25 protein-coding genes are annotated in these 24,548 nt (G+C 65.1%); 14 read left to right on the top strand and 11 right to left on the bottom strand.

Features of this window, described 5'->3' with window-relative positions:
- Window positions 1-148 precede the first annotated feature (148 nt).
- Window positions 149-1,594: a DNA repair protein RadA gene (gene radA / locus XH96_RS22660; protein ID WP_028178043.1), complete on the bottom strand. Its 1,446-nt coding sequence runs from the start codon at window positions 1,592-1,594 to the stop codon at window positions 149-151.
- An 85-nt stretch (window positions 1,595-1,679) separates the two neighbouring features.
- Window positions 1,680-3,083, bottom strand: a complete 1,404-nt coding sequence (locus tag XH96_RS22655; protein ID WP_194387737.1) for an adenylate/guanylate cyclase domain-containing protein — start codon at window positions 3,081-3,083, stop codon at window positions 1,680-1,682.
- A 395-nt stretch (window positions 3,084-3,478) separates the two neighbouring features.
- Here XH96_RS22655 and XH96_RS22650 point away from each other — a divergent pair, with 395 nt between their 5' ends.
- Window positions 3,479-4,627, top strand: a complete 1,149-nt coding sequence (locus XH96_RS22650) for an ABC transporter substrate-binding protein (RefSeq protein ID WP_371739875.1) — start codon at window positions 3,479-3,481, stop codon at window positions 4,625-4,627.
- A gap of 17 nt (window positions 4,628-4,644) precedes the next feature.
- Complete coding sequence (locus tag XH96_RS22645; RefSeq protein ID WP_371739874.1) at window positions 4,645-6,696, top strand: putative bifunctional diguanylate cyclase/phosphodiesterase; 2,052 nt, start codon at window positions 4,645-4,647, stop codon at window positions 6,694-6,696.
- 11 nt (window positions 6,697-6,707) lie between these two features.
- Here XH96_RS22645 and XH96_RS22640 read toward each other — a convergent pair whose 3' ends face one another.
- Window positions 6,708-7,433 (bottom strand): sulfite exporter TauE/SafE family protein, encoded by a 726-nt coding sequence (locus XH96_RS22640; protein WP_194387735.1) that lies wholly within the window; start codon window positions 7,431-7,433, stop codon window positions 6,708-6,710.
- A gap of 401 nt (window positions 7,434-7,834) precedes the next feature.
- Here XH96_RS22640 and XH96_RS22635 point away from each other — a divergent pair, with 401 nt between their 5' ends.
- Both XH96_RS22635 and XH96_RS39665 read left to right on the top strand, forming a co-directional pair.
- A complete protein-coding gene (locus XH96_RS22635) occupies window positions 7,835-8,611 on the top strand; it encodes a potassium channel family protein (protein ID WP_194387734.1) in 777 nt (258 codons plus the stop codon).
- 132 nt (window positions 8,612-8,743) lie between these two features.
- Window positions 8,744-8,875, top strand: coding sequence for a hypothetical protein (locus XH96_RS39665; RefSeq protein WP_256439292.1), 132 nt, complete (start codon window positions 8,744-8,746; stop codon window positions 8,873-8,875).
- A gap of 3 nt (window positions 8,876-8,878) precedes the next feature.
- Here the strand turns inward: XH96_RS39665 and XH96_RS22630 are convergent, their stop codons facing one another.
- Window positions 8,879-9,649, bottom strand: a complete 771-nt coding sequence (locus XH96_RS22630) for an exodeoxyribonuclease III (protein ID WP_194387733.1) — start codon at window positions 9,647-9,649, stop codon at window positions 8,879-8,881.
- A gap of 40 nt (window positions 9,650-9,689) precedes the next feature.
- Between XH96_RS22630 and XH96_RS22625 the strand changes: the two genes are divergently transcribed.
- Window positions 9,690-9,908 (top strand): cysteine rich repeat-containing protein, encoded by a 219-nt coding sequence (locus XH96_RS22625; protein ID WP_194387732.1) that lies wholly within the window; start codon window positions 9,690-9,692, stop codon window positions 9,906-9,908.
- A 146-nt stretch (window positions 9,909-10,054) separates the two neighbouring features.
- On the opposite strand, the gene alr is transcribed toward XH96_RS22625, so the two are convergent.
- Both alr and XH96_RS22615 read right to left on the bottom strand, forming a co-directional pair.
- Window positions 10,055-11,332 (bottom strand): alanine racemase, encoded by a 1,278-nt coding sequence (gene alr / locus XH96_RS22620; protein ID WP_194394218.1) that lies wholly within the window; start codon window positions 11,330-11,332, stop codon window positions 10,055-10,057.
- Window positions 11,333-11,378: 46 nt separating this feature from the next.
- Window positions 11,379-12,890 carry a replicative DNA helicase gene (locus tag XH96_RS22615; protein WP_194387731.1) on the bottom strand — a complete coding sequence of 504 codons (1,512 nt, stop codon included), beginning with the start codon at window positions 12,888-12,890 and terminating at the stop codon, window positions 11,379-11,381.
- 545 nt (window positions 12,891-13,435) lie between these two features.
- Here XH96_RS22615 and XH96_RS22610 point away from each other — a divergent pair.
- Window positions 13,436-13,642: a transcriptional regulator gene (locus XH96_RS22610; RefSeq protein WP_194387730.1), complete on the top strand. Its 207-nt coding sequence runs from the start codon at window positions 13,436-13,438 to the stop codon at window positions 13,640-13,642.
- Window positions 13,643-13,652: 10 nt separating this feature from the next.
- On the opposite strand, the gene XH96_RS22605 is transcribed toward XH96_RS22610, so the two are convergent.
- Window positions 13,653-14,903 carry a cyclopropane-fatty-acyl-phospholipid synthase family protein gene (locus XH96_RS22605; protein ID WP_194387729.1) on the bottom strand — a complete coding sequence of 417 codons (1,251 nt, stop codon included), beginning with the start codon at window positions 14,901-14,903 and terminating at the stop codon, window positions 13,653-13,655.
- 276 nt (window positions 14,904-15,179) lie between these two features.
- Here XH96_RS22605 and XH96_RS22600 point away from each other — a divergent pair, with 276 nt between their 5' ends.
- From XH96_RS22600 to XH96_RS22590, 3 genes are all read left to right on the top strand, one after another.
- Window positions 15,180-16,127 carry a hypothetical protein gene (locus XH96_RS22600; RefSeq protein ID WP_194387728.1) on the top strand — a complete coding sequence of 316 codons (948 nt, stop codon included), beginning with the start codon at window positions 15,180-15,182 and terminating at the stop codon, window positions 16,125-16,127.
- A gap of 107 nt (window positions 16,128-16,234) precedes the next feature.
- Window positions 16,235-16,831, top strand: coding sequence for a TetR/AcrR family transcriptional regulator (locus tag XH96_RS22595; protein WP_194387727.1), 597 nt, complete (start codon window positions 16,235-16,237; stop codon window positions 16,829-16,831).
- A gap of 11 nt (window positions 16,832-16,842) precedes the next feature.
- Entirely contained in the window at window positions 16,843-17,310 is a 468-nt protein-coding gene (locus tag XH96_RS22590; RefSeq protein ID WP_194387726.1) for a PaaI family thioesterase, read from the top strand.
- A 118-nt stretch (window positions 17,311-17,428) separates the two neighbouring features.
- Here XH96_RS22590 and rplI read toward each other — a convergent pair whose 3' ends face one another.
- The 4 genes from rplI to rpsF form a co-directional block, all read right to left on the bottom strand.
- Window positions 17,429-18,028, bottom strand: a complete 600-nt coding sequence (gene rplI / locus XH96_RS22585; protein ID WP_194387725.1) for a 50S ribosomal protein L9 — start codon at window positions 18,026-18,028, stop codon at window positions 17,429-17,431.
- A gap of 48 nt (window positions 18,029-18,076) precedes the next feature.
- Complete coding sequence (locus tag XH96_RS22580) at window positions 18,077-19,057, bottom strand: DUF2232 domain-containing protein (RefSeq protein WP_194387724.1); 981 nt, start codon at window positions 19,055-19,057, stop codon at window positions 18,077-18,079.
- A gap of 133 nt (window positions 19,058-19,190) precedes the next feature.
- Window positions 19,191-19,430, bottom strand: coding sequence for a 30S ribosomal protein S18 (gene rpsR / locus XH96_RS22575; RefSeq protein WP_007592020.1), 240 nt, complete (start codon window positions 19,428-19,430; stop codon window positions 19,191-19,193).
- A 5-nt stretch (window positions 19,431-19,435) separates the two neighbouring features.
- A complete protein-coding gene (gene rpsF, locus XH96_RS22570; RefSeq protein ID WP_024338128.1) occupies window positions 19,436-19,903 on the bottom strand; it encodes a 30S ribosomal protein S6 in 468 nt (155 codons plus the stop codon).
- A gap of 343 nt (window positions 19,904-20,246) precedes the next feature.
- On the opposite strand from rpsF, the gene XH96_RS22565 reads away from it, so the two are divergent.
- The 5 genes from XH96_RS22565 (at window position 20,247) to XH96_RS22545 (ending at window position 24,502) form a co-directional block, all read left to right on the top strand.
- On the top strand, window positions 20,247-20,951 hold the full coding sequence (locus XH96_RS22565) for a TetR/AcrR family transcriptional regulator C-terminal domain-containing protein (RefSeq protein WP_194387723.1): 705 nt from the start codon (window positions 20,247-20,249) through the stop codon (window positions 20,949-20,951).
- A gap of 3 nt (window positions 20,952-20,954) precedes the next feature.
- Window positions 20,955-21,980, top strand: coding sequence for a fatty acid desaturase family protein (locus tag XH96_RS22560; RefSeq protein WP_194387722.1), 1,026 nt, complete (start codon window positions 20,955-20,957; stop codon window positions 21,978-21,980).
- A 173-nt stretch (window positions 21,981-22,153) separates the two neighbouring features.
- Entirely contained in the window at window positions 22,154-23,113 is a 960-nt protein-coding gene (fabD, locus tag XH96_RS22555) for an ACP S-malonyltransferase (RefSeq protein WP_194387721.1), read from the top strand.
- A gap of 102 nt (window positions 23,114-23,215) precedes the next feature.
- Window positions 23,216-23,953, top strand: a complete 738-nt coding sequence (gene fabG, locus XH96_RS22550) for a 3-oxoacyl-[acyl-carrier-protein] reductase (RefSeq protein WP_027574176.1) — start codon at window positions 23,216-23,218, stop codon at window positions 23,951-23,953.
- Window positions 23,954-24,262: 309 nt separating this feature from the next.
- On the top strand, window positions 24,263-24,502 hold the full coding sequence (locus XH96_RS22545; protein ID WP_008551805.1) for an acyl carrier protein: 240 nt from the start codon (window positions 24,263-24,265) through the stop codon (window positions 24,500-24,502).
- Window positions 24,503-24,548: the final 46 nt, after the last annotated feature.

Raw genomic sequence — 24,548 nt, 5'->3', positions numbered from 1 at the left:
GTACTCTCAAAGGTGCTCAGCGAATCGGTGCTTGGCCGCTGCCTTAAAAGAGGGGCAGACGGCGTTCCCGGCAAGGCCGCAACCACGCAATCCCATGCTGCTTTTGTGACGGCTGTATAGCGGCGGGGGCCGGGGACGTCACCTCCACCTAACCCTCTCCGCGGCGGAATCTTGCCGGTGTGGCATTTTTCTCTGCCGGGGCGTTCGATTCGCCTCGGCGGGAGCCGCGGGCGGCGATCTCGGCCACCAATGTCGTCAGGCTGTTCACCGCATTCAGCGACAATCCGGCATCGCCGCCGGTCTCGCCGCGTGCCGATTCGGGCAGCACGGCGCGCTGGAAGCCGAGTTTTGCGGCCTCCTTCAGCCGCGCCGGGGTCTGCGCCACCGGACGCACCACGCCGGAGAGCGAGATCTCGCCGAAATAAACGGCATCGGTGGGTAACTGCGCATTAACCAGGGACGACACCAGCGCCGCCGCGGCGGCAAGGTCGGCCGCGGGCTCGTGGATGCGCAGGCCGCCAGCGACGTTTAGATAGACATCATGGCCTGACAGCTTGACCCCGCAATGCGCCTCCAGCACCGCCAGCACCATCGACAGCCGGCTCGGGTCCCAGCCGACCACGGCGCGGCGCGGGGTGCCGAGCGAGGTCGGGGCCACCAGCGCCTGCAATTCGACCAGGACGGGCCGCGTGCCTTCGATGCCCGCAAAGACTGCGGTTCCGGGCGTGCCGAGATCGCGCTCGGACAGGAACAGCTCGGAGGGGTTGGTGACCTCGCGCAGCCCGAGGCCCGTCATCTCGAAGACGCCGATCTCGTCGGTCGGGCCGAAGCGGTTCTTCACGGCGCGCAGGATCCGGAATTGCTGCGAGCCTTCGCCCTCGAACGACATCACCGCGTCGACCATGTGCTCGACCACGCGGGGACCTGCGATCTGGCCGTCCTTGGTGACGTGGCCGACCAGGATGATGGCCGCCCCCGTTTTCTTCGCAAAGCGGATCAGCGCCTGCGCCGAGGCGCGCACCTGGGTGACGGTCCCGGGCGCGGATTCCACCGTGTCGGTCCACATGGTCTGGATCGAATCGATCACGATCAGCCGGGGCACCGCGCCCTCCGACAGCGTCGAGACGATGTCCTCCACCGAGGTCTCGGCGGCGAGCTGGACCGGCGCGTCCGACAGCCCGAGCCGCTCCGCGCGCAGGCGCACCTGGGCCACCGCCTCTTCGCCGGAGATGTAGACCACGCGGTGGCCGGCGCGCGCCAGCAGGCTGGTCGCCTGCGTCAGCAGCGTCGACTTGCCGATCCCGGGATCGCCGCCGACCAGCAGCACCGAGCCGCGGACGAAGCCGCCGCCGGTGACGCGGTCGAGCTCGGTCATCCCTGAGGACAGGCGCGGCGCATCCGGGCTTTTTCCGGCAAGGCTCTCCAGCGCAAACGTCCGGCCCTTGCGTTTGGAGCGGATCGACACCGGCACGCTGCCGCTGGTGTCTTCTTCCGCGAGCGTATTCCACTCGCCGCAGGATTCGCACTTGCCCTGCCAGCGGTTATAGGCTGCGCCGCAGTTCTGGCAGACGAAGGAGAGGGTGCTCTTGGCCATGGGGGAAATAGCGGTCTCGGTGTAGCGGGCGAGCAGTTCTTAGCACGAATAAGGGCGATGGGTGCCGATGCATCCACCGCAAGCTTCAAGGGCCGACGTCAGCGCATGTCCAGATGCCGACGGGTCGCTCGAGGCCGCGAATGGTCTGTGCCGGCCGCTCGACGAGCGCTGCGAAATCGGTACCGGAGTGATTCGGTTCGGCGTGGGCCTGTTGTACCAGCGCGTCGCTGACGACGATAGCGCATCCGAATTCGCGGGTCAGCGCTTCGAGGCGGCTCGCCGCATTCACGGTGGTCCCGATCACGGCGAATTCGAGCCGGTTGAGGCCGATATCGCCCAGCACCACTTGCCCGTAGTGCAAGCCGACGCTGACCTGGATCGGCGGTTCGTTGCGATCGCTACGCTCGCTGTTCAACTTGGCGATCGAGGCGATCATGCCCCTCGCGCAACGCAAGGCGTTCAGCGCATCGGAATCGCCGACGAACGGCGTGCCGAAGGTCGCCATGAGTCCATCCCCCAGATATTTGTCGAGCGTTCCGCCGTGCTGGAACACTTCCCGTTCCATTCGCTCATGGAATTGCCGCAGCGTCTCGATGACGTCCTGCGGGTCGCGTCCATCGGCATAGGCGGTGAATCCCACGATATCTGCGAACAGCACCGCGACGTCCTGCGTGCGGACCTTCGCGAGGGGCTCGTCATTGCCGGAGAGTTCGTCGACGACATTGGGAGAGAAGTAACGCGCCAGGTTGGCACGTTCGCGCTCGAGTCCGGCATGACTGATCAAGAGCGCATTGGAACGGCGCACCGCCAGCGCCAGGATGGCGGCGACGACGATGAATACGATCACTTGCTGGAAACGCTCGCCGAAACCAATCGAGGAGGGGTCGAGGATGTTGAACATGCGAATATCCGCACCGATCGCCTCCCTGACGCGCTCCGACAGCGCGGCATGGGTCTCCGGTTGCAGATAAGCCCAGCCGACGGCGACGGCCCAGAGTGCTCCGGTCCACATGCCAATCGCGAGCACCGTTCGCCAGGAATAAGCGAGCGTGGCAGTGGCGAGGAAAATGAAGAAATAGATGAAGCTGTCGAATCGGAATTGCATTCCGATCGGCCAGTGAACGTTGCTCCAGGGATTGGGCACGACGCTAAGGAAGGTCAATAGCGCCAGGTCGCAAAATATAAGGAAAAGTTCGGGACGCGAACGGCCGACCTTGCCGACCTTCAGTTGCGCCCAGCCGATGACGGCAAAGAAACCAAGCATCAGGATGTAAAAGGCGACATCCCAGTTCGGGTTGATGAGCGACAGGGTAACGGCAGTAACCGCGAGCGCGACCCAGCGGGCCCGGACGGCCAGCAGCAGGCCATCACGCTTGCTGTCGGCAAGGGCAGCTTCGGCGAATTTGAGGGTGTCTTGTTGGCCGTCGGTTCGCCCGGCCGCTTTGCTTCGGAGACCTGTGATATCGGCCGCTTCCGCCAGTGCGCTCAAGACACATCTCCCCGGTCGAACATCAGATCGTGCGATCGTGCACGGAGCGTCCATCAAGGTGGCGCGCCTGAGAACTCGCGGCCAGCCAGCGATGTCATATCTGATAAACGCGGCAGCGGTCAGGCCTTCGGATAAATTCGGGCGGCCCGCTTGTTCAGCGCGGGACGGCGAGGGCGATGCCGCTCGCGCGCGCCGCCCTTCCGATGGATGGCGAGTTGCGGGTTTCGGATGGCTGAGGGCACGGAAGGGACGCCTGATGGCCGGCGCTTCGATTATCTCAATCCGACACGATAGATATACCCTTCATTAGCTCTATGCCGCTGTGGCCGGGTTGATTTTGCAAAGTGTTAGCCGACGCGCGTCCAACCTCGGAACCGATCGGGGTGGGAACGGAAATGCCGAGATTCCGACGAATATTGCTCGCTGCGGGCATGGCCTGCAGCATTTTCGCGTATGCCGGCGGGAGCCTTGCCAAGCCCCTCGACATCGTCTTCGTCAATCCCGGCAAGACCGGTGAGGTCTACTGGGACATGGTCGCGCAGACCATGCAGGCGGCCGGCCGCAGGCTCGACGCGCATGTCGAGGTGCTGACCAGCGAGCGGAATTACCGCACCATGCAGGAGCTCGGCTTCGGCGTGGTGGCACGTCCCGACAAGCCCGATTTCCTCATCCTGTCGAACGAGGAGTCCGCCGCCGTCCCGATCCTGGAGGCGGCCGAGGCTGCGGGCGTCAAGACGCTGCTGCTCTCGAACACGCTGATCGGCGAGGATGCGGCGCGCCTTGGACCGCCGCGCGAGAAGCTCAAGACCTGGCTCGGCGACATCACGACCGATCTGCAGACTGCGGGTGCACGGATGGCCAATGCGCTGATCGGGGTGGCGCGTGCCGAGAAATCGCAGAGCCCCGACGGCAAGATCCACATTCTCGGAATCGGCGGCGACGAGATCACACCGGCCTCGATTGCCCGCAACGCCGGTCTCAAGCTGGCCGTGGATGCCGCACCTGACGTCGTGGTGGACCGGCTGCTGTTCGCCAACTGGACGCAGTCGGAAGCCGAGCGGGTCACGGCGAATTACCTGGGCTGGGCTTCTCGCAAGGGAATCCGGCCCGCCGGCATATGGGCCGGAAACGATCCGATGGCGCTCGGCGCGCTCCGCGCGGCGATCGCTGCCGGCCTTGTGCCCGGTCGAAACATCCAGGTGGTGGGTCTCAACTGGTCGGAGGACGCGCTGCGCGAGATCAAGGCGGGTCGTCTGCTCCTGACCGACGGCGGGCATTTCCTGCTCGGCGGCTGGTCGATCGTTCTCCTGCGCGATTATGCCGATGGCTGCGATTTCGCCGCCGTTTCCCCCCGCGTCGAGGTCAAGACGTCGGCGATCACGCGCGACAACCTCGCTTCGATTGGCGACCTCATCAGGACGCGTGCGTTCGACCGGATCGACTTTGCGCGGTTCAGGGCGAAGGCCGGACGCTGCGGCCAATATGACTTCTCCCTCGATGCGCTCATCTCGTCGCTGCCGCTTCCTGAAGGCGTTGCGGACTGATGCGGAAGGATGAGGCGATGACCGAGCCGGATCGCGACGAGCAGGCGGCGCCAGCACGCCTGGGCTCGGTCGTCCACGCGATGATCTGGGCCACCGTGCCCGTTCTGCTGCTGGTGCAGCTGCTCGCCTCCGCCGGCGTCGAGGCATCCAGCTTCTGGTCGCAGGTCAGGCAGCTCGACGCCCGCATCGCCCGCGTCGCCGAGAGCCGGGCCGAGCTGATCGCCGAGCCGCTGTGGAAGATGCGTTACGACCAGGTCACCGGCGTGCTCAACGAGATCATGCACGACGAGACCATCGCCGCGGCGGCGGTCTATGACGATACCGGCGCCGCCATTGCCCGCGTGGTCGCGCGGGCCGAAGACCAGGCGGTCGCGGAAGTCTCGCGTCCGATCCACTACAGCAATGGCAACATGGCCGTTGAGGCCGGCCGCATCGCCATCGCCTATTCGCGTGCGACGCTGTACGCGGATGCGGGCAGCCGCCTGGTGCTGCTGCTGGTGGTCGGCCTGCTCGCGACGTTTGCGACCCTGATCGCCATGCGGATCTCCGCCAACATCTTCATCGGCCGGCCGCTGGCAGCCATGATGTCGGCGATTCAGCGCAGCAAGCAGGATGGCCGCGCCTATCCGGCGGACGTCACGTCCTCGAACGAATTCGGCCAGCTCGCGCGCGCCTTCAACGCCATGCAGCACACGACGTCAGGCGCGCTGGACCGGCTCGGGCACATGGCGACGCACGATCCGCTCACGGGACTGCCGAACCGGCGCTCCCTGACCGAGCGCCTGGCCGTGGCGAGCCGGGACGGAGGCTCGCCGGATACGCTGGTCGCGTTCTGCTTCATCGATCTCGATGACTTCAAGGGCGTCAACGACACCTTCGGTCACGAGGCCGGCGACAAGTTCCTGGTTCAGATTTCGGAGCGTCTTCGTCGCGCGGTCGAAGCGCAGGACTGGGTTGCACGGCTCGGCGGCGACGAGTTCGTCGTCATTCGTCCCGAGGTGAGCCACGAACAGGCAGCGTACGCATTCGCTCAGCAGGTGCTGGACGCCATTTCCGAGTCCATCCGCCTCCACGACAAGCTGGTGGTGCCGCGCGCGAGCATCGGTCTTGCCGTGCGCCGCGCCGACGATCCGGAGCTGTCGCATCTGCCGACGCTCGCCGACATCGCGCTCTATCATGCCAAGAGCAAGGCGCCCGGCACGGTCGCTGTGCTGGACGAGGCGCTTCAGCGTGACTATCGCCGCCGCAGGGATCTCGAGTTGGCCATTCCCACCGGCTTCGCCGAGGAGCAGTTCGAGGTTTGGTACCAGAGCCAGGTCGATCTCGAGACTCACGAGGTTGTCGGACTGGAAGCACTGATCCGCTGGCGGCATCCTGAGCATGGCGTGATCGGCCCCGGCGAATTTCTGCCGCTGATCGAGCGCAGCGGCAACAATGCGCGGCTGACTCGCTACGTTCTGACCGATGCCTGCCGTGCGTTGCAACGGTTGGCCGCCGCCGGCAGGCCGCAGATCCGGATCGCGATCAATTTGCCGCCGTCAGAGCTTGCCGACCATTCGCTTGCCGCCGAGCTGCGCGCGACCTGTGCGCGCTTCGACGTTGCGGCCTCATCTCTCGAACTCGAGATCACCGAGGGATCGCTGATCAACAACATCGCCAGCGCCACCGAGACGTTGCACCGCCTGCGGCGCCTAGGTGCCACGATCGCGCTCGACGATTTCGGTACCGGCTACAGCTCGCTCGCTCACCTCAGGCGCTTCCCGCTCGACAAGGTCAAGATCGACAAGGCATTCATCCGGGAGATTCCCGAGAGCGCGGAGGACAAGGCCATCGTCGGCGTGATCGCCTCGCTCGCCGACACGTTGGGGCTGACCCTGGTCGCAGAAGGCATCGAGCGCGCCGAGCAGGCCGAGGCCATGCGTGATATGGGCGTGAGGTTCGGGCAGGGCTTCCTCTATCAGCGGCCGCAGCCGCTCGAGGTCCTGTTGCAATGGCTCAACAGCCAGCCGGCGGCGCCGAGAAGCGGCACCACCGGAAGCCCATCGATCGCGCCGGAATTCGCCGCCTGAACGCGGCCGTCTTACGGCTGGGCCGCGCTCCAGAGCATCGAAAGGCCGGCTGCGATCATGATCGCGTCCATCACCAGGCGGAACACGTCCGGCCTCAGATGCAGCACGAAGCGTTTTGCGATGAAGGCACCTGACATCAGCGAGGAGCCCGCGATCAGGCCCTTCATGAACACATCGCCCGTCAGCGCACCGAAACGCTCGAAGGTCACTGATTTCGCGAAGTAGAGGCCGAGCGAAGAGGCCGCTTCGGTGGCGAGGAAGGCGCCCTTGCTGAGGCCGTAGAACAGGAACAGCGGCACGCTGAGCGGGCCGGTCGAGACCACGATGCCGGTGAGATAGCCGATGACTGCGCCGCCGACGGCCAGATGCCAGAGATTGGCCTTGAGGTCATGCCGCGCCAGCCAGTGCCGCACCGGCACCATCGCGATCAGGAAGATACCGATGGCGAGATCGACGACATGCGAGGGCAGCGCCAGCAACGTCCGCGCACCGAGCGCTGCGGCGGGAATGCCCGTGACCGAATAGGCCGCGCAGGCCCGCCAATCGACCTCACGCCACCAGGCCAGGATCCGCGAGAAGTTCGCCATCACGGAGGCGACCGCCATGATCGGCACGGCCTCCTTCGGCCCATAGGCATAGACCAGCACCGGCATCAGCATGATCGACGAGCCGGTGCCGACGATGCCGGAGATGGTGCCGGCGACGAGGCCGACGCTGAGGACGAAGAGAAAGGCCAAGACAGTCTCCACGAATCGGGAGAGTTTAGCCCCTGGCAGCGGTACCGGCGATTCGCGCCGAGCGAGGGAACCTGTGCTGCGCATGCCGGTCTGAGCTCCGGCTCCGAGGCGTTCGGTGCAAGCGGCTCTGCGGCGACAATCGCGCGTTGCGGCGATACGCCGTCACGGAGCATGGCCGCAAACGCCCCCCGGCAAAGCAAACGCCCCCGACAAAGGTGTTGCCGGCGAGGCTGATGAGCTCCGTTGCCATTCTCGGGGCGTCCCCTGCGGAACGAGTCTCCAGACGACGGTGCCCGAGATCAATTTCGCTCTCTTCGGCCCCGGCGTGGCTGAATTTCGGTCCGATCTTGCGGCGCGCTCTGCGAGTTGCCATCATCCATGCAAAGCGCGATCATGACGCCGTGACCCTCACGTCTCTCAGAAGCAACGTCCGTCGCCTCTACGAGGGGGCAACGCCGAGCGGCGTTCGCTTCCGCTATGCGCTGCTCGCCTTCGATATCGTGACGGTGCTGTTCATCATCGCAACCTCGTTCCTGCAGCCCAGCGAGATCATTGAAACGCTCGATGTCCTGTTCGGCGTCATGCTGCTTGCCGATTTCTCGGCACGGCTCCTCGTCGATCGGCATCCGTTTCGAAAATTCACCGAAATCGCAACGTGGGCCGACATGGTTGCGATCGTATCCTTCCTGGCGCCGCTTGCCGGCGAGGCGGGCGGTTTTCTCCGGATCCTGCGAACCTTGGGGCTGCTTCGCGACTACCAGATGCTGGTGAGATTGCGCATCGATTCTCCGTTCTTTCGTCGCAACGAAGAGGTCATCTTCGCCGTCACGAACCTGGCAGTCTTCATATTCGTCATGACCGGGATCGTTTACGAGACGCAGAAGTTCCGGAACGACGAGATCAGGAACTATGCCGACGCCCTGTATTTCACCGTCACGGCACTGACGACGACTGGCTTTGGCGACATTACCCTGTCGGGCACGGTCGGTCGCTTGATAACCGTCGTAATCATGATTTTCGGCGTAACGTTGTTCTTCAATCTCGCCCGCGCGCTCCTCAGTCCCAACAAGGTGCGATTTCCGTGTCCGGCTTGCGGGCTCCAGAGGCATGACGCCGATGCGGTGCATTGCAAGGCCTGTGGCAAGATTCTCAATATTCCCGATGAAGGGGCAACCTGAAGGGCTCTCACTGCCGGCGATGCGGGTGGACGTCTTTCGATGGTGACATCATGCCAGTGTTTTGCCCGACGGATCAACGTGTATTGCGGAATATCCGTAAGTCATTGGCCGGACAGGGGTCGGCTACTGTGCATGGGGTTGTTTTTCATTTTTTGTTTTGACCGTCCCGCTGCTGAAAGCATGTCGGCAGCAGGGGCCGGCTACGACGATTTCGATCTGGATGCCGTGCCGGTGAACGTGATCGACGGCAGGAATCTGTGGTGAGGGTCACCGCAGCAGCACCCATGCCGGTGCGTGATCGCTCGCGCCATCCTCGCCGCGGATCTTTTTGTCGACGCCGGCTTTTGCCAGGCGCGGGGCGAGGGCAGGGCTGAGCAGGAGATGATCGAGCCGCAGGCCTGCGTCGCGCGGCCAGCGGTTTCGCTTGTAGTCCCAGAACGTGTAGATGCGCTCGCCTGGATGGAGCTCGCGGATCGCGTCGCACCAGCCTTGTTCGACCAGCGATGCAAAGGCCGCGCGGCTCTTCGGCTGGATCAGCGCGTCCTTGTCCCATGACCGCGTCGGATAGATGTCGATCTCGGTTGGCGCGACGTTGTAGTCGCCGGCGAGCACCACGGGCAGATCCTGCTTGATGAACGCCTTGGCGTGGCGCTTGAGCCGCGCGAACCAGTCGAGCTTGTAGTCGAATTTCGGCCCCGGCTGCGGATTGCCGTTGGGCAGGTAGATGCTGGTGACGATGATGCCGCGCACGGCGGCTTCGATGTAGCGGGCTTCGAGATCGCCAGGCTTTCCCGGCAAGCGGTCGCGGGTGAGAATGGGCTCGGCATTGCGGGCCAGGATGGCGACGCCGTTCCATGTCCTCTGTCCACACCAGACCGCACCGTAGCCGGCCTTTTCGATCGCAGCCGCCGGAAATTCGCCATCACTTGCCTTCAACTCTTGAAGCGCGACGACATCGGGCTTTGCGACACGCATCCATGCCAACAGATTGGGCAGGCGGCGGTTGATGTTGTTGATGTTGAATGTCGCGATCTTCATGTAGAGCTACCGGCTCCTGCCTTCCGTCACCGGAGATACAATGTCCAAATTGAGCTTTGTTGCCATCGCACTCGTCGCCGCGTTCTCCGGAGGCGCATCGGCACAATCGTCCGATCCGCGCGGCGCCTGCAAGGCGGACTACGACAAATTCTGCGCCGGCATCGCGCCGGGCGGCGGCCGCGTTGTCGCCTGCCTCAACGGCAAGCGCGACCAGCTCAGCGACACCTGCAAGGCGGCGCTGGACAGCCGGAAGAAGTAAGTCTCGTGTCCCGGACGCGCGTAGCGCGAGCCGGGACCCAACAGAAGGCGACACAGTGCACTGTTGAGATATGGACCTGGCTCTGCAGCGCTCTACGCCGCGAAGTGCGGCGCATCGCGCTGCGTCCGGGGGCACGAGAGCATTGACTAAGACGGCAGCGACGGCGGGGCCGCCGGCTGCTCGATCGGCGGTGGGGAAGGCGGCTGCCCGGCACTCGACCCGGGCTCCGGCCTTGCCAGCGGCTCCACCGCATCGCCGCCCTTGTAGACGCGCGCATAGCGGTGGCCGAGGCTCGTCAGCACCTCGTAGCCGATCGTGCCGAAATGATGCGCGAGTTCGTCGACGGTGATGCCGTCGCCGAGCAGCGTCACCATGTGACCGCGCCGCGCTGCGTTCGGCGGCAGGTCGGTGATGTCGATGGCGATCAGGTCCATCGAGATGCGGCCCGCGATCGGGCAGCGCTTGCCGGCCACGATGACGTCGGCGCCGCGGGTGCCGTCATTGGAGCTGGCGGCACGGAAATAACCGTCGGCATAACCGACCGCGATGATCGCAAGTTTCGTCGGCCGCCGCGCGGTCCAGGTGCCGCCATAGCCCACGCTCTCGCCGCGCTCGATATTGCGGATCTGCACGATGCGCGCCTTGAGCTCGACCACCGGCTGCATGGGATTGTCGGCCTCCGGCGTCGGGTTGACGCCGTAGAGCGCGGCGCCCGGTCGGACCAGGTCGAACTGGAATGGCGCACCGAGGAAGATGCCGGAGGAATTCGCGAGGGCCGCCGGGACGCCCGTGAACTCGCTGGCAATGCTGCGGAAGGTCGCGAGCTGCTTGGCATTCATGGGGCTGTTGAGCTGCTCGGCCGAGACCAGATGGCTCATCACCAGCGTGATGCCGTGATCGCCGGCGTTGATGCGGGGGATGATGGCCTGCGCGTCCGCAAGCGTCAGGCCGAGCCGGTTCATGCCGGTGTCGATGTGAACAGCCGCGCCCCCGGTCCAGCCGCTGCGGCGGCAGAATACGTCCCATTCGGCGAGCTCGTTCAGATCGCCGATCACCGGACGGCAATTGATCTTGGCGTAGTGCTCGCCGGTGTTCTGGAAATAGCCGCCGAGCACGTAGATCGTGGGCTCCGGCACAGCGGCGCGCACTTTGCGCGCCTCCTCGAGGGTGGCGACGAAGAAGGTCCTGCAGCCCGCTTTGCTCAGCGCCCGTGACACCTGCTCGGCGCCGCAGCCATAGGCGTCGGCCTTGATCACCGCCGAGCATTCGGCCGGCACCGCCGTCTTCTCGAGCTTGCGCCAATTGGCGATAATCGCATCGAGATCGACGGTCAGCACGCCGCCATAGGCCGCGAGCGCGGCAGCCTGATTGGCCTCTGCGGAGGGAAGACCGGATTGCGAGATAGTTTTCGGGTCGGACGCCATTGTCATGGCGCCGTTTTACGCAAGTGGCCGGTCCGGTTCAAGGAACTCAGTAGTCGTTGTCGCTGCGAGCCGGCAGCTGGCTGTCAGGCGCAAGATCGCCGAACCGCGTGACCGAGGCTTCGAACGCCAGATCGACGGTGCCGGTCGGGCCGTGGCGCTGCTTGCCGATGATGACCTCGGCCTTTCCGTGCGCAAGACTCATGTCGAGTTGCCACTTCTCGTGTTCAGGCGTGCCTGGGCGGGGCTCCTTCATCGCGAGGTAATATTCCTCGCGGTAAACGAACAGCACAACGTCGGCGTCCTGCTCGATCGATCCGGATTCGCGCAAGTCGGAGAGCTGCGGTCGCTTGTCGTCGCGGGATTCGACCTGGCGTGAGAGCTGGGACAGCGCGATCACGGGAACGTTGAGCTCCTTGGCGAGCGCTTTCAGGCTGGTGGTGATCTCCGTGATTTCCTGCACGCGGCTGTCACTGGCGCGCTTGCTCGAGCCCGAGAGCAGCTGGATGTAGTCGATCACGAGCAGATCGAGGCCCTTCTGGCGCTTCAGCCGGCGCGCCCGCGCCATCAGCTGCGCGATCGACAGACCGCCGGTGGCGTCGACATAGAACGGCAGCGATTGCAGCTCGATCGAGACCTCCCGGATCTTCTCGAAATCGGCTTCCGAGATGCCGCCGCGGCGGATGTGGGAGGAGGGAACGCCGGTGCGCTCGGCCACGATACGTGTGGCGAGCTGGTCGGCCGACATTTCGCAGGAGAAGAAGCCGATCACGCCGCCATTGGCAGCCTTCGTGGTGCCGTCGGCCTGGAGTTCCGGAACGTAGGCTCGTGCGACATTGTAGGCGATGTTGGTCGCGAGCGAGGTCTTGCCCATGCCGGGACGGCCCGCGACGATGATGAGGTCGGAGTGCTGCAGGCCGCCCATCTTGGTGTCGAGGTCGCGCATGCCCGTCGAGATGCCCGACAGCTTTCCGTCGCGTTGGAACGCCTTGGCCGCGAGATCGACCGCGACCGCCAGCGCCTGCGAGAATTTCTGGAAGCCGCCGTCATAGCGGCCGGATTCGGCGAGTTCATAAAGCTTGCGCTCGGCGTCCTCGATCTGCGCCCGTGGCTGGAAGTCGACCGGTGCGTCGTAGGCGACGTTGACCATGTCCTCGCCGATGCCGATCAGGTCACGCCGCAACGACAGGTCGTAGACGGTGCGGCCATAATCCTGGGCGTTGATGATGGTGGTGGCTTCGGCGGCGAGCCGCGCCAGATATTGTCCGATGGTCATGCCGCCGACATCGGTATCGGCTGGCAGGAACGTCTTCAGCGTGACGGGCGTCGCGATCTTGCCCATCCGGATCAGGCTGCCGGCGGTCTCGAAGATCGTCTGGTGCAGCGGCTCGAAGAAATGCTTCGCCTCCAGGAAGTCGGAGACGCGGTAGAAGGCATCGTTGTTGACCAGGATCGCGCCCAGAAGGCTCTGTTCCGCCTCGATATTGTGCGGCGCGCTCCGATAGGCGGGAGTCCCGGCATCGGGCGCGAGTTTGAGAACGTTCGAATCAGTCAGGGCCATGGTCCGAGGTGCTTAGCAATTTTCTTGGGCAGATGCGGGGCCGGGATAAAGCGCCGCCGCAGGGGAAAGCGGAAGCAAAAGCTGATCGCTATCAACCGCTCAGTTAAAATGGTGGATGATTAGCAGTCGCAGCGTGCGCCGCGCTTGACGGATTTCCGCGGAACTCGCGCGGCGCGGCAGCGGTCGTGCCATCGAAAAATACTGAAACCCATGAACCCTATCGACTGGCGGGCAGACGTATTGAAAGCGCGCGAAATGACGCACGCTGGCCGCGTTCGGCTCTCGGTTCAGACCAGCAGGAGGTAGACCAGCGCGACCAGAGCGGCCCCGACGCCGGTGACGATCAGGGCATAATCGGTGCGGAGGTCGTCCGGCACGTCGAATGAGGTTCGGGTCTCTTTGCTCATAGCGACGGTCTAAGACAGCCCCGACCGGACTTATGTGAAGCAGATCACATCTCCCCGGATTCTTTCGGGGATAATGTGGAACAGCCAGGCCGGCCGGGGATTGTCCCATTCCCCCGCCAACAGGACGCGAGGCGAACGATGCAGCCAGAACGGCAGCACCAGAACTGGCGAAGCGAGGCTGGCAGCCGGCTTTGGCTGTCCGGGTTGATCGCGGCCATGGAGCACGCGGAACGGCCCGACGTCCGTCGCCAGCCGGTCGCACCCGAGATCCTGCGGCAGCTGCGCGCGCAGCTGGCGCTGACGGCCTCTTCCAGGACCTCCCTGATGTCGACCCTGCGTCACTAGGACCTGGGGTCTATTCACCTGCCAGCTTGAGCCTGGGCATGGCCGAGGCCTCACGTGCCCGCAGCCGGGCTTCCTCCCGCTGGATGTAGTCGCGGGTCGTCGGCACAACGCCCTGGCGACGGGTCAGCTGGATCTGGAAGTTCATCATGGCTTGCTTGCGGAACGTCATCTCGCAGGCCGCCAGATAGAACTCCCACATCAGGGCGAAGCGCTCGTCGTAGAGCTGCACCGCCTCCTCGCGCCGCGCCATGAAGCGCTCTCGCCAGGCCTTCAGCGTCTCGGCATAGTGCAGGCGCAGAATCTCGATGTCGCAGACCAGCAGGCCCGCCCGCTCGATCGCCGGCAGCACCTCCGACAGGGCGGGGATGTAGCCGCCGGGGAAGATGTATTTGGCGATCCAGGGATTGGTCGAGTCCGGGCCCTGCGAACGGCCGATCGCGTGCAGCAGCATGACGCCGTCCTCGCTCAGCAATTCGGCGCAGCGCTGAAAATAGGCGTCGTAGAACCTTGCCCCGACATGTTCGAACATGCCGACCGAGACGATGCGGTCGAAAGTACCGTCAATGTCGCGATAATCCTGGAGCTGGAATCTGGCCGAGTCCGTCAGGCCCTTTTCGGCAGCGCGCGTATTGGCGACCTGCAACTGCTCGGTCGACAGCGTGATGCCGGTGAGGTCGGCGCCCGCGATCTCGGCGAGATAGAGCCCGAGGCCGCCCCAGCCGGAGCCGATGTCGAGCACGCGCTGGCCGTCCTTGATGAGGAGCTTCGCCGCAATATGCCGTTTCTTGGCAAGCTGCGCGTCGTCGAGCGGCATCTCGGGCGCTTCGAAATAGGCGCAGCTATATTGCTTGTCGGCATCGAGAAAGAGCGAATAGAGCCGGCCGTCGAGATCGTAGTGATGGGCGACGTTGTGGCGGGCGCGGGTGCGGGGATTGAACTGCTTCAGGTGCCGCGTCAGGTAGCGCAGGTGCCACCACGGTTTAGCCCAATGCGGCAATAGGTCGGGTTGATCGAGCAGGATCGCGAGGGCATCAGCGATGGTGCCGCGCTCGACCACGAACTCGCCGTCCATATAGGCCTCGCCGAGCCCGAGCTCGGGATTGATGAGGCTCTTCCGCTCCGCGTCGGCGGTGACGAAGCGCACCGCGACCGGCTCGCCGGAGCCGTCGCCGACGGTGAACTTCGATCCGTTTGCGCTGGTCACCGTCATCGACCCGCGCCGGATGAATTGAGACAGGAATCTGTGCAACAAACGGTCCATCGACATTTCCTCTCGAGCGAACCCGAAAGATGCGACTAACCCGGCCTTCACATCTGACGCCCAGGCGCCGCAGCGGTTCCTATGCGTTTGCATCCAAATCTAGCGAGGCGGTTCCGGCTGCGCTATTGCGCTGTATTCAAAGCCGATATTCGAAAATGGCTTAATCACATCCTTGCGCGCGGAGCCTGCTTCCATTCGCAGCTCAATCGTTTAAAAGGTGACCGCCGCTGCGCCGGAGGCCGGCTGCATTCGCGGAATTCAATGGAGATGATGGGAATGTCGAGCCGAGCGCTCAGCCTCGCGACGGTATTGCTTCTGATCGGCTTCGGCGCGGCCGATACCGTTCTTGCGCAGGCGACGAACCTCGAGGCCGGCAAGACCCCATCCCAGCTTTTCGCGCAGACCTGCAACGCCTGCCACAAGAGCCCGCGCGGACTCCTGAAGTCCGTCACGCCGAGCTCGTTGCCGGGATTCCTGCGCCAGCACTACACAACGAGCTCGGACATGGCGGGCGTCCTCGCCTCCTACCTGGTCTCCAACGGTGCCACCGACACCCGCTACCAGGCTAAGGACGGCAAGAAGGACGGCGCCAGGGAGAAGGAATCCAATACCGCTCCGGGCCAGTCGCCTGAGCATCAGGGCCGCCGCCACCGCTCGCAGGAGGCCGCCAGGCCGGAGGGCGAGGGTGCTGCTCCGGCCCCCGAGGGCGCGCGCCAGAAGCGCGCGGCGCGACCCGCCGAGGAAGGTGCGACGCCGGAGGGACAGGCAGCGCCCGAGCCGCGAAAAGGCAAGCGGCGCGCCAAGCCGGGCACCGAGGAAGCCCCCAAGGTCGATGCCGCCGCGCCGGCGACCGAGGACAAGAAGAGCGAGCCAAAGCCTGAGTCCGTCAAGCCCGACAGCGCCAAGGCCGAGCCCGACAGCGGCAAGGCATCCGACAAGCCCGCTGAGGCCAGGCCGGACAGCTCGAAGGTCGAGACGCGCGGCAGCGAAGCTCCGGCACTGCGACCCGACCCGGTCCCGCAGGTGGCGCCGGCTGCACCTGCCGCGGCAAAGCCCGCTGAACCTGCGTCGTCCAAGCCGGCGGACGAGGCCGCTTCCAAACCGGCCGCGCCTGCAAGCCCCGAACCGGCGGCCAGGCCGCAGCAGGACCCGGCACCGCCCGCGACCGCTGCAGCCCCGCCGGCGCAGTCGTCCGGCCCGCCGGCACCGCCGATCTCGCGCTAGATCCGCTACCTTTTCACCGACATGCGGAGGCCGCTTTCGATGCGGCCTCCGCATCGCATTGACCACGACTAGAGTATTGCTCTAGAGTGATACTCTAGGAGGCGTCGATGGCGGCGAGCGTGCGAGACGATCTGTTGGCAGCCGGGCTGCTGGTGTTCGACCGCGTCGGCTTCGAAGCCGCGACGGTGGCCGCGATCCGCACCCGGGCCCGCGCCTCCAACGGCAGCTTCTTTCATGCCTTCGGTTCGAAGAAGGAGCTCGCCGGTGCGCTGTTCCTGGAGGTCTTGCGGCACTATCACGCCGCGGTGCTGGCCGCGCTTGATCCCGTGCCCGATGCGGAGCAGGGCATCGATCGCCTGATCCGGGCGCATCTCGACTGGGTCGCGACCAGCCGGCGCGAGGCGCGCTACCTCTTCGAGATCTCACGCAGCGAATGGGGCGAGGACGTGCGCGATGCCCAGCGCGCGCAGAACGCGCGGCTTGCCGAAGGCATCGAGCGCTGGCGGGCGCCGCTTGTTGCAGGCGGTGAGCTTCTGCCGATGACGCCGGTGATGTTCGTCAGCCAGCTGATCGGTCCGGCGCAGATCTTCTGCCGTGCCTTTCTGTCGGGGCGCGACCGCACCGATCCGCGCAGTGAGGCCGACACCCTGATCGCTTGCGCCATTCGTGCGCTGAGGCCGTTCGATCGCATCAACAAGAAATAGGGAGAGACCGCATGCGGGCCGACGCTGATCCGGAATTCGCGCCAATTGCCGAACGCATCCATGCCAACGTCGGCCGGCAGGGTTTCATGAACCTGGTGGGCGCCGAGCTCTCCGAATTGTCGCGCGGCACCTGCACCATCGCGGTGGAGCGCCGGCCCGAACTGCTTCAGCAGCACGGCTTCTTCCATGGCGGCGTGACCGCCTTCCTCGTCGACAACGCCACGACGATCGCGGCCGCGACCTCGCGCGGCCAGGCGGCGCTGACGGCCGAATACAAGCTCAACCTGTTGTCGCCAGCGGTCGGTGAAAAGCTGATCTGCCGGGCAAAGGTGATCAAGCCGGGCCGACAGGTCGCTGTGGTTGCGGCCGACGTGTTCTGCGTCAGCGACGGAGTCGAGAAGCATACGGCAACCGCGCTGGCCTCGATCGCGATGTTGAGCGAGGACGTCGCCGGCAAAATGAAAAGCCCGGCCGCCTGAGGCGACCGGGCTGATCTCCACTGCCGTCATTCCGGGGCTCGCGAAGCGAGACCTCAGGTGCGCAATTGCGCAGCTGAGGTCTGGTCCTTCGGACCATCCCGGAGTGACGGCTTGTGGCTTACTTCTCTTCCGCAGCCGGGGCCGGCTCGACTTCGTCGTGCTGGGCGTCCGGATCGAAGAACTCGCCGGCGGCGGCGATCGCCTCGGCAGCCGCATCGCGGTCCTCGTTGCGGGTCGAGATATCCTCGCCGCGGTTGATGCGCTCGGCCTCGTCCTGGCTGCGCGCGACCGTCACGGTGATCTCGACCTCGACCTCGGGGTGAACGGCGACGGTGATCGTGTGCTTGCCGATCGTCTTGATCGGCGCATCGAGCTGGATCTGCGGGCGAGCCAGCGAAACGCCATCGGCTTCGAACGCGATGACGATGTCACGCACGTTGACCGAGCCGAACAGCTGGCCGGCTTCCGACGCCTGGCGGATCACGATGATGTTCTTGCCTTCGATCTTCTCGGCGACCTTGGACGCCTCGGCCTTCGAGGCGAGGTTGCGGGCCTCGAGCTCGGCCTTCATGCCGTCATACTTGGCCCGGTTGTCGGCGGTGGCGCGCAGCGCCTTGCCGCGCTTGAGCAGGAAATTGCGGGCATAGCCGTCGCGAACCTTCACGACTTCGCCCATCTGTCCGAGCTTGTTGACGCGTTCCAGCAAAATGACTTCCATATTCGTTCTCCTCTTGAAGTGCTCTGTAGGTTTCAGTTTCGGGGTGACTTAAGGCGTTGGCAGTGGGGGCGGCTGCCGGCCGCGCAGGAAGCGCTCGCGAAAGCCGAACACGGCATCCGCAAGACCGAGGATGACCATCGCGAGCACGGGCCACCCGAACACGACGACGACGACGTAGGTCGAGCCGAGCCAGAATGTGCGGCTCTTCAGCGCGAGCGTCAGCGTATGCAGCACGGCGAAACCGGTCAGCGCATAGGCCATCATCAGCGCGGCCGTGGCGATCTGCGCGACGATGGCAAGCAGCCCGCCGGTGAAGCAGAAGGCGAGCGCGATGCAGAGCGCCACTAGCGTCATCGGCGGCAGCTCGGCCGCCATCAGATCCGGCCAGGGACGGCGCAGCCGGCCCGACGTCGCGGTCACCTTGGCGCTGAGCCAGAGGTTGAGAGTCAGCGTCATCATCGCGATGATCGTGGCGCCGGCCGGGACTATGCGCACCAGCGCGTCGACGAACTGGCTGGCTTCGCCCGAGGTTTGCGGGTCGGTGGTGCGGAGCAGGCGCATCAGCCCGCGCCGCAGCGTGCCGGTGATGGTCTCGGCGTCGCTGCCGAGCGTGAGCAGGGCGGCCATCGTGGTCAGCGTGGCGAAGCCTGCGATCCAGAGCAGGAGGCGGCCGACCGGATACCACTCGATCTCGGGGGCCGGCGCCGATTTGGCGGAGGCGGCGTCCGGCGCGAGACTTCCCACCGGCCGGCCGAGCAGGGCGAGATGGCCGAGCCACCAGGCCGGCAACGCGACGGTGACGGCGAAGGCGATGCAGTAGGGCAGGCCGAACAGGGCGCCGAGGCCGATCGCGGCGGCAATGCCGCCGAGGCTGGCGCAAAGCGGTCCCCAGCCGATCGCGGCGACCATCAGCGGCAGCGGTGCGAGATAGAACAGGACGAGCGAGATCATCGCGCCCGAGATGATCGAGGCGAACATCAGGGCCGACGCGGCGCCGGCGATCAGGGCAATGAGTACAAATGCCATCATCAGCTGTCCCGCTCCCTTCGAGCGGTTAGAGGCGTCGTTTGCCCCAACCATCGGCGACCGGACGACCCGGAAGCCTTATGAGTTCGAAAAAGTCACGACCGGCGGCCCGCGGCCGCCGGTCGAATTGGTCGTATCAGCGAATGACGTAGGGCAGGAGGCCCAGGAAGCGCGCGCGCTTGATGGCGCGGGCGAGTTCACGCTGCTTCTTTGCGGACACCGCGGTGATGCGGCTCGGCACGATCTTGCCGCGCTCGGAGACGTAACGCATCAGCAGCTTGGAGTCCTTATAGTCGATCTTCGGCGCATTGGCGCCCGTGAACGGGCAGCTCTTGCGACGACGGAAAAACGGGCGACGTGCACCAGCTTCAGCCATTATTCTTACTCCCCATCCGTGGTTTCAGCTTCGTCGCGCGGACGGCGCGGACCGCGATCGCCGCGGAAACCGCCCTCGCGGTCGCCCCGGAAGCCGCCTTCGCGCTCGCCGCGGAAGCCGCCGCCGCGATCGTCACGCTCGCGATCGCGATCGGCCTTGCGCATCATCGCGGACGGGCCTTCCTCGAGCTCCTCGACGCGGACGCTGAGATAGCGGATCACGTCTTCGCTGATGCGCTCCTGGCGCTCGATCTCGGCGATCGCCGCGGACGGCGCGTCGATGTTGAGCAGCACGAAGTGCGCCTTGCGGTTCTTGTTCATGCGGTAGGTGAGGGAGCGTACGCCCCAATTCTCGGTCTTGGTGACCTTGCCGCCGAGGCCTTCGACGATTCCGGTCATCTGCGCAGTCAGCTCTTCGACCTGCTGCGGGCTCGCGTCCTGGCGCGCAAGAAAAACATGCTCGTAAAGAGGCATGGAAGTCCTTTCCTCATGTTGGCGCATCGCCCGGCGTCAAGCCCTTAAGAGACCTTCGGAAAGGACTCTGGGATGAAGCTCAGAAGGCGGAAACACGGGACGACGGGCCGACTGGCCCTGCCACACCAAAATCACGAATGATTTGCTGAGACCGTCCGTTCAGCTCCCGGCCGGGGTCTGCGGATGCGCGCCTTATACGGATTTTGGCCGGCTTTGCAAGTTTTGGGGGGGCAGGTTTCGGCCCCGATCCCGCGCCGGCGAAACCGGACCACCCTGCCATACCATATCCGCTTGACCAATTTGTTTGTATGTCATACAAACAAATCGACGAAGAGGACCCTCCATGGCAGAAGGCTCGGCCCGCGGGCCGCTCGAGGCGGCAGGTGACCCCAAGCACGCCGCGCGCGCGACGCGCTCGGCCGGCCGTAAAATGCGGTCGTTGCTCTTGGATGCCGCGAGCCCACTGTTTCGGGAGCGGGGGCTGTCCGGCACGGCAATCACCGACATCGCGGCTGCCGCGGACGCGTTCCCGAGCCAGATCACCTATTACTTCCGCACCAAGGAGGCGCTGTTCGTCGAATGCGCCTGCCGCGATCTGTTGTACCTGGCGCGCGCCACCGAGCAGGCGGCCCTGAAGGCGCGCACGCCGCGGGAATATACCCACGCGCTGACCGCGACGGTCACGGCGAGCGATTCGGTCGTTTTCTTCGCGGAAGCGCTGACATTGACGCGTCGTCGTCAGGATCTCGCACCGTTGGTGGAGCGGACCATCGAGCGCCTGCACGGCGAAGGCGCGCGCGCCTATGCGAGCCAGGTGGCGCGGCACGGCTGGCGCTCCCTGCGCGCGCCCGACGAAAGCTCGCGGCGGTTCTGGGCCGTCGCCATCGGCGTCATTCTCGAAGGCTATGCCATGGGCCGTTCGCCCGAGGAGCTCTGCGCCGAGATGCTGCGCCTGCTGGGCGAGCAGGCGAGATCCACCGGCGACACCGCGCGCCTGCGTCTCGTCGAGGAGGCAGGCGAATCCAGCGATTCGAATGGAGAGGGTTAGGCCATGACCGCGCTTCGCATGCGTGCCCGCGATTTCCTGACCGACGATCAATTGGCCGACGTGCGCCAGCGCGCGACATGGAAAGGTGTTGCGCTCATCGCGCACGCCTGGGCGCTGATATCAGGAGCGATCGCCTTGGTCGCGTGGTGGCCCAATCCGATCACCTACGTGCTCGCCGTCGCCATCATCGGCTCGCGCCAGCTCGGCCTTGCGATCCTGATGCATGACGGTGCACATGGCTGCCTGTCCGCCGACGAGAAGACCAATCTGGCGCTGAGCCAGTGGTTCTGCGCCTATCCGCTGTTTGCGGAGACGCGCAGCTACCGGCGCTATCACCTGCAGCATCATGCGCGCACCCAGCAGGAGGACGACCCTGATCTCGTGCTGTCGGCGCCGTTTCCGATCACCAGGCTGAGCTATCGCCGCAAGTTCATTCGCGACATCACCGGCCAGACGGGCTACCAGCAGCGCAAGGCGCAACTGCTCAACGCGCTCGGGCCAAGGGACTGGCCGTGGCGGCAGCGTGCGGCGCATTTCTGGGAGAAGCTTGGCCCGCAATGTATCGTCAACGCGATCATGTTTGCGGCGCTCGCTGCGGCTGGCGTGTGGTGGGCCTATCCGCTGCTATGGCTGGTGCCGCTCCTGACCTGGATGATGGTCATCACCCGCATTCGCAACATTGCAGAGCACGCCGTCGTCCCCGATAGCAGCGATCCCCTGCGCAATACCCGCACCACGCATGCCAATCTCCTCGAGCGCCTGTTCATCGCGCCGTACTACGTGAACTATCACCTCGAGCATCATCTCTTGTTCTACGTGCCCTGCTACAATCTGCCTAAGGTGCATCGCCTCCTCAGTGAGAGCCGATATGCCGGCCGCATGGAAGTGCAGCCGAATTACGCGGCGGTGCTGCGGCTGGCGACGGCCAGGCCGAACCGCGAGGATCGGCCGGGGCAACTCGTCAACAGTGCGCGCCGCGCGCAGGCCGGGGCGGACGTCGATGCCAACCAGACCGCCGGCGGGTTTTGAGGGGGCGCATTCCCCGTTGAATGCTGGTCGAAGCCTCCATCTCGGCTTGACAGTGCAGCCCCGGACGGTGTCTACGGCCCCCTTTGGAGCATGATCCGGAACCATGGCCTAAGGCCGTGCGTAATCGGCTGCCGGTTCTCGCAGGGACCATGCCCGACAAGCAGGGAGCGCCGATGACGGCTGCATTCACATTTCCTGGGCAGGGTTCCCAGGCGGTCGGCATGGGCAAGGCCCTGGCCGACGCCTTTCCGGTGGCGCGCGCCGTGTTCGACGAGGTCGATGCCGCGCTTGGCGAGAAGCTGACGGCCACCATCTGGGAAGGTCCGGCCGAAACCCTCCAGCTCACCGAGAACGCCCAGCCGGCGCTGATGGCGGTGTCCGTCGCCACGCTGCGCGTCCTGGAGGCCGAGGCGGGTTTTTCCGTGGGACGAGATGCTGCCTTCGTCGCAGGTCATTCGCTTGGTGAATATTCGGCGCTGGCCGCGGCCGGCAGCCTGACGGTTTCGGATACCGCCCGTCTGCTTCGCACGCGCGGTCTCGCAATGCAAAAGGCCGTCCCGGTCGGCGCCGGCGCGATGGCCGCGCTGCTCGGTCTCGACTATGAAGCCGCCATGGAGGTCGCCAGCGAGGCGGCGCAGGGGCAGGTCTGCCAGGCCGCCAACGACAATGGCGGCGGGCAGGTGGTGGTCTCGGGCGACAAGGCCGCGGTCGATCGCGCCGTCGAGATCGCCAAGGCCAAGGGCGCCAAGCGCGCGATGTTGCTGCCGGTGTCCGCGCCGTTCCATTGCAAGCTGATGCAGCCTGCTGCGGACGCCATGGCGGAGGCGTTGTCGAAGGTCACGATCAAGTCGCCTGCCGCGCCGCTGGTGTCGAACGTGCTGGCGAGCGCCATCACCGATCCCGACGAGATCCGCCGCCGCCTGGTCGAGCAGGTCACCGGCACCGTGCGCTGGCGCGAGTCGGTCGCTTACATGGCCGGGCAGGGCGTCACCCGCTTCTTCGAGATCGGCGCCGGCAAGGTGCTGACAGGTCTCGTCAAGCGCATCGCGGACGGTGCCGTGGGCGTTGCGGTCGGCGGTCCGAACGATATTGCCGCCGCCAGGGATGCATTGGCCGCTGCGAAGCAGGCTTGAAGCGCGATGAATGGTCGCCGCGCTTGAGTTCTCGAGTTGACGCACGATCTTTCCGGAAAACCGCTGCGCATTTTTCCGGGGCGTGCTTTGGAGGAGTTATCGATGTTCGATCTGACTGGCCGAAAGGCGCTCGTCACCGGCGCGACCGGCGGCATCGGCGGCGCGATCGCGCAGGCGCTGCACGCGCAGGGCGCCACCGTCGCGATATCGGGGACGCGGAAGGAAGTGCTGGACGAGCTTGCGGGCAAGCTCGGCGAGCGCGCCCATGTGCTGCCCTGCAATCTTTCCAAGGCCGACGAGGTCGAGGCGCTGGTGCCGGCTGCAGAAGCTGCGATGGGCCAGGTCGACATTCTCGTCGCCAACGCGGGCATCACGCGCGACAACCTCTTCGTGCAACTCCGTGACGAGGACTGGGACGAGGTCATCAATGTCAATCTGACCGCGACCTTCCGCCTGGCGCGCGCCGCGACCAAGCTGATGATGCGCAAGCGCTTCGGCCGCATCATCGCCATCACCTCCGTGGTCGGTGTCACCGGCAATCCGGGGCAGGGCAATTATACTGCGTCGAAGGCAGGCCTGATCGGCATGATCAAGACGCTGGGTGCCGAATACGCCAAGCGTGGCGTCACCGCGAACTGCATCGCGCCCGGCTTCATCAAGACGCCGATGACGGATGCGCTCAACGACAAGCAGCGTGAAACGATTCTAACCAAGGTTCCGGCTGCCCGCCTGGGGACGCCCGAAGACATTGCGGCAGCTGCGGTCTACCTGAGTTCGAACGAAGCATCCTATGTCACCGGGCAGACCATCCACGTCAACGGCGGCATGGCCATGATCTGACGCCTCGTGCCGCACTGCCGTCAAGGCGGTGCCGGATGCGGCAAACGGCCGTTTCCGGAGCGAAATGAGGCTTGTAGTCAAGGCAATTGAAGTATGATAACCGGACCTTCAACGGATGGGCAAAGAACGCCATTGCAGGTTTTTGAAACCCTGTATATTGGCGATGCGGAGCCTTTGGCCGTCGTTCGCCGGGCCTGCATCGGTTAGGATGGGCCAAATCAAGTTCGTAAGCGAAGGCAGTCAAACGACCACGACGGCTCGTATCGTCCCGGGGGGTCGGGTCTACAGGGAACAACACGAGGTTAAGCAATGAGTGACATTGGCGAGCGGGTTAAGAAGATCGTGGTCGAACACCTTGGTGTTGAGCCCGAGAAGGTTGTCGACAACGCGAGCTTCATCGACGACCTCGGCGCCGACAGTCTGGATACCGTCGAGCTGGTGATGGCGTTCGAAGAGGAATTCGGTTGCGAGATTCCGGACGACGCTGCGGAAACGATTCTCACCGTCGGCGACGCCACGAAGTTTCTCGAGAAGAACGCGAAGAGCTAAGCTCTTCATTTTCGCGGGGACAACATTGAAACCGGACGGGCCGCTT

The organism is Bradyrhizobium sp. CCBAU 51765, from assembly GCF_015291725.1.
Taxonomy (GTDB): Bacteria; Pseudomonadota; Alphaproteobacteria; order Rhizobiales; family Xanthobacteraceae; genus Bradyrhizobium; species Bradyrhizobium liaoningense.
Note: the sequence above shows the minus strand (reverse complement) of the source record. Positions and strands in the feature narration are given on the sequence as shown.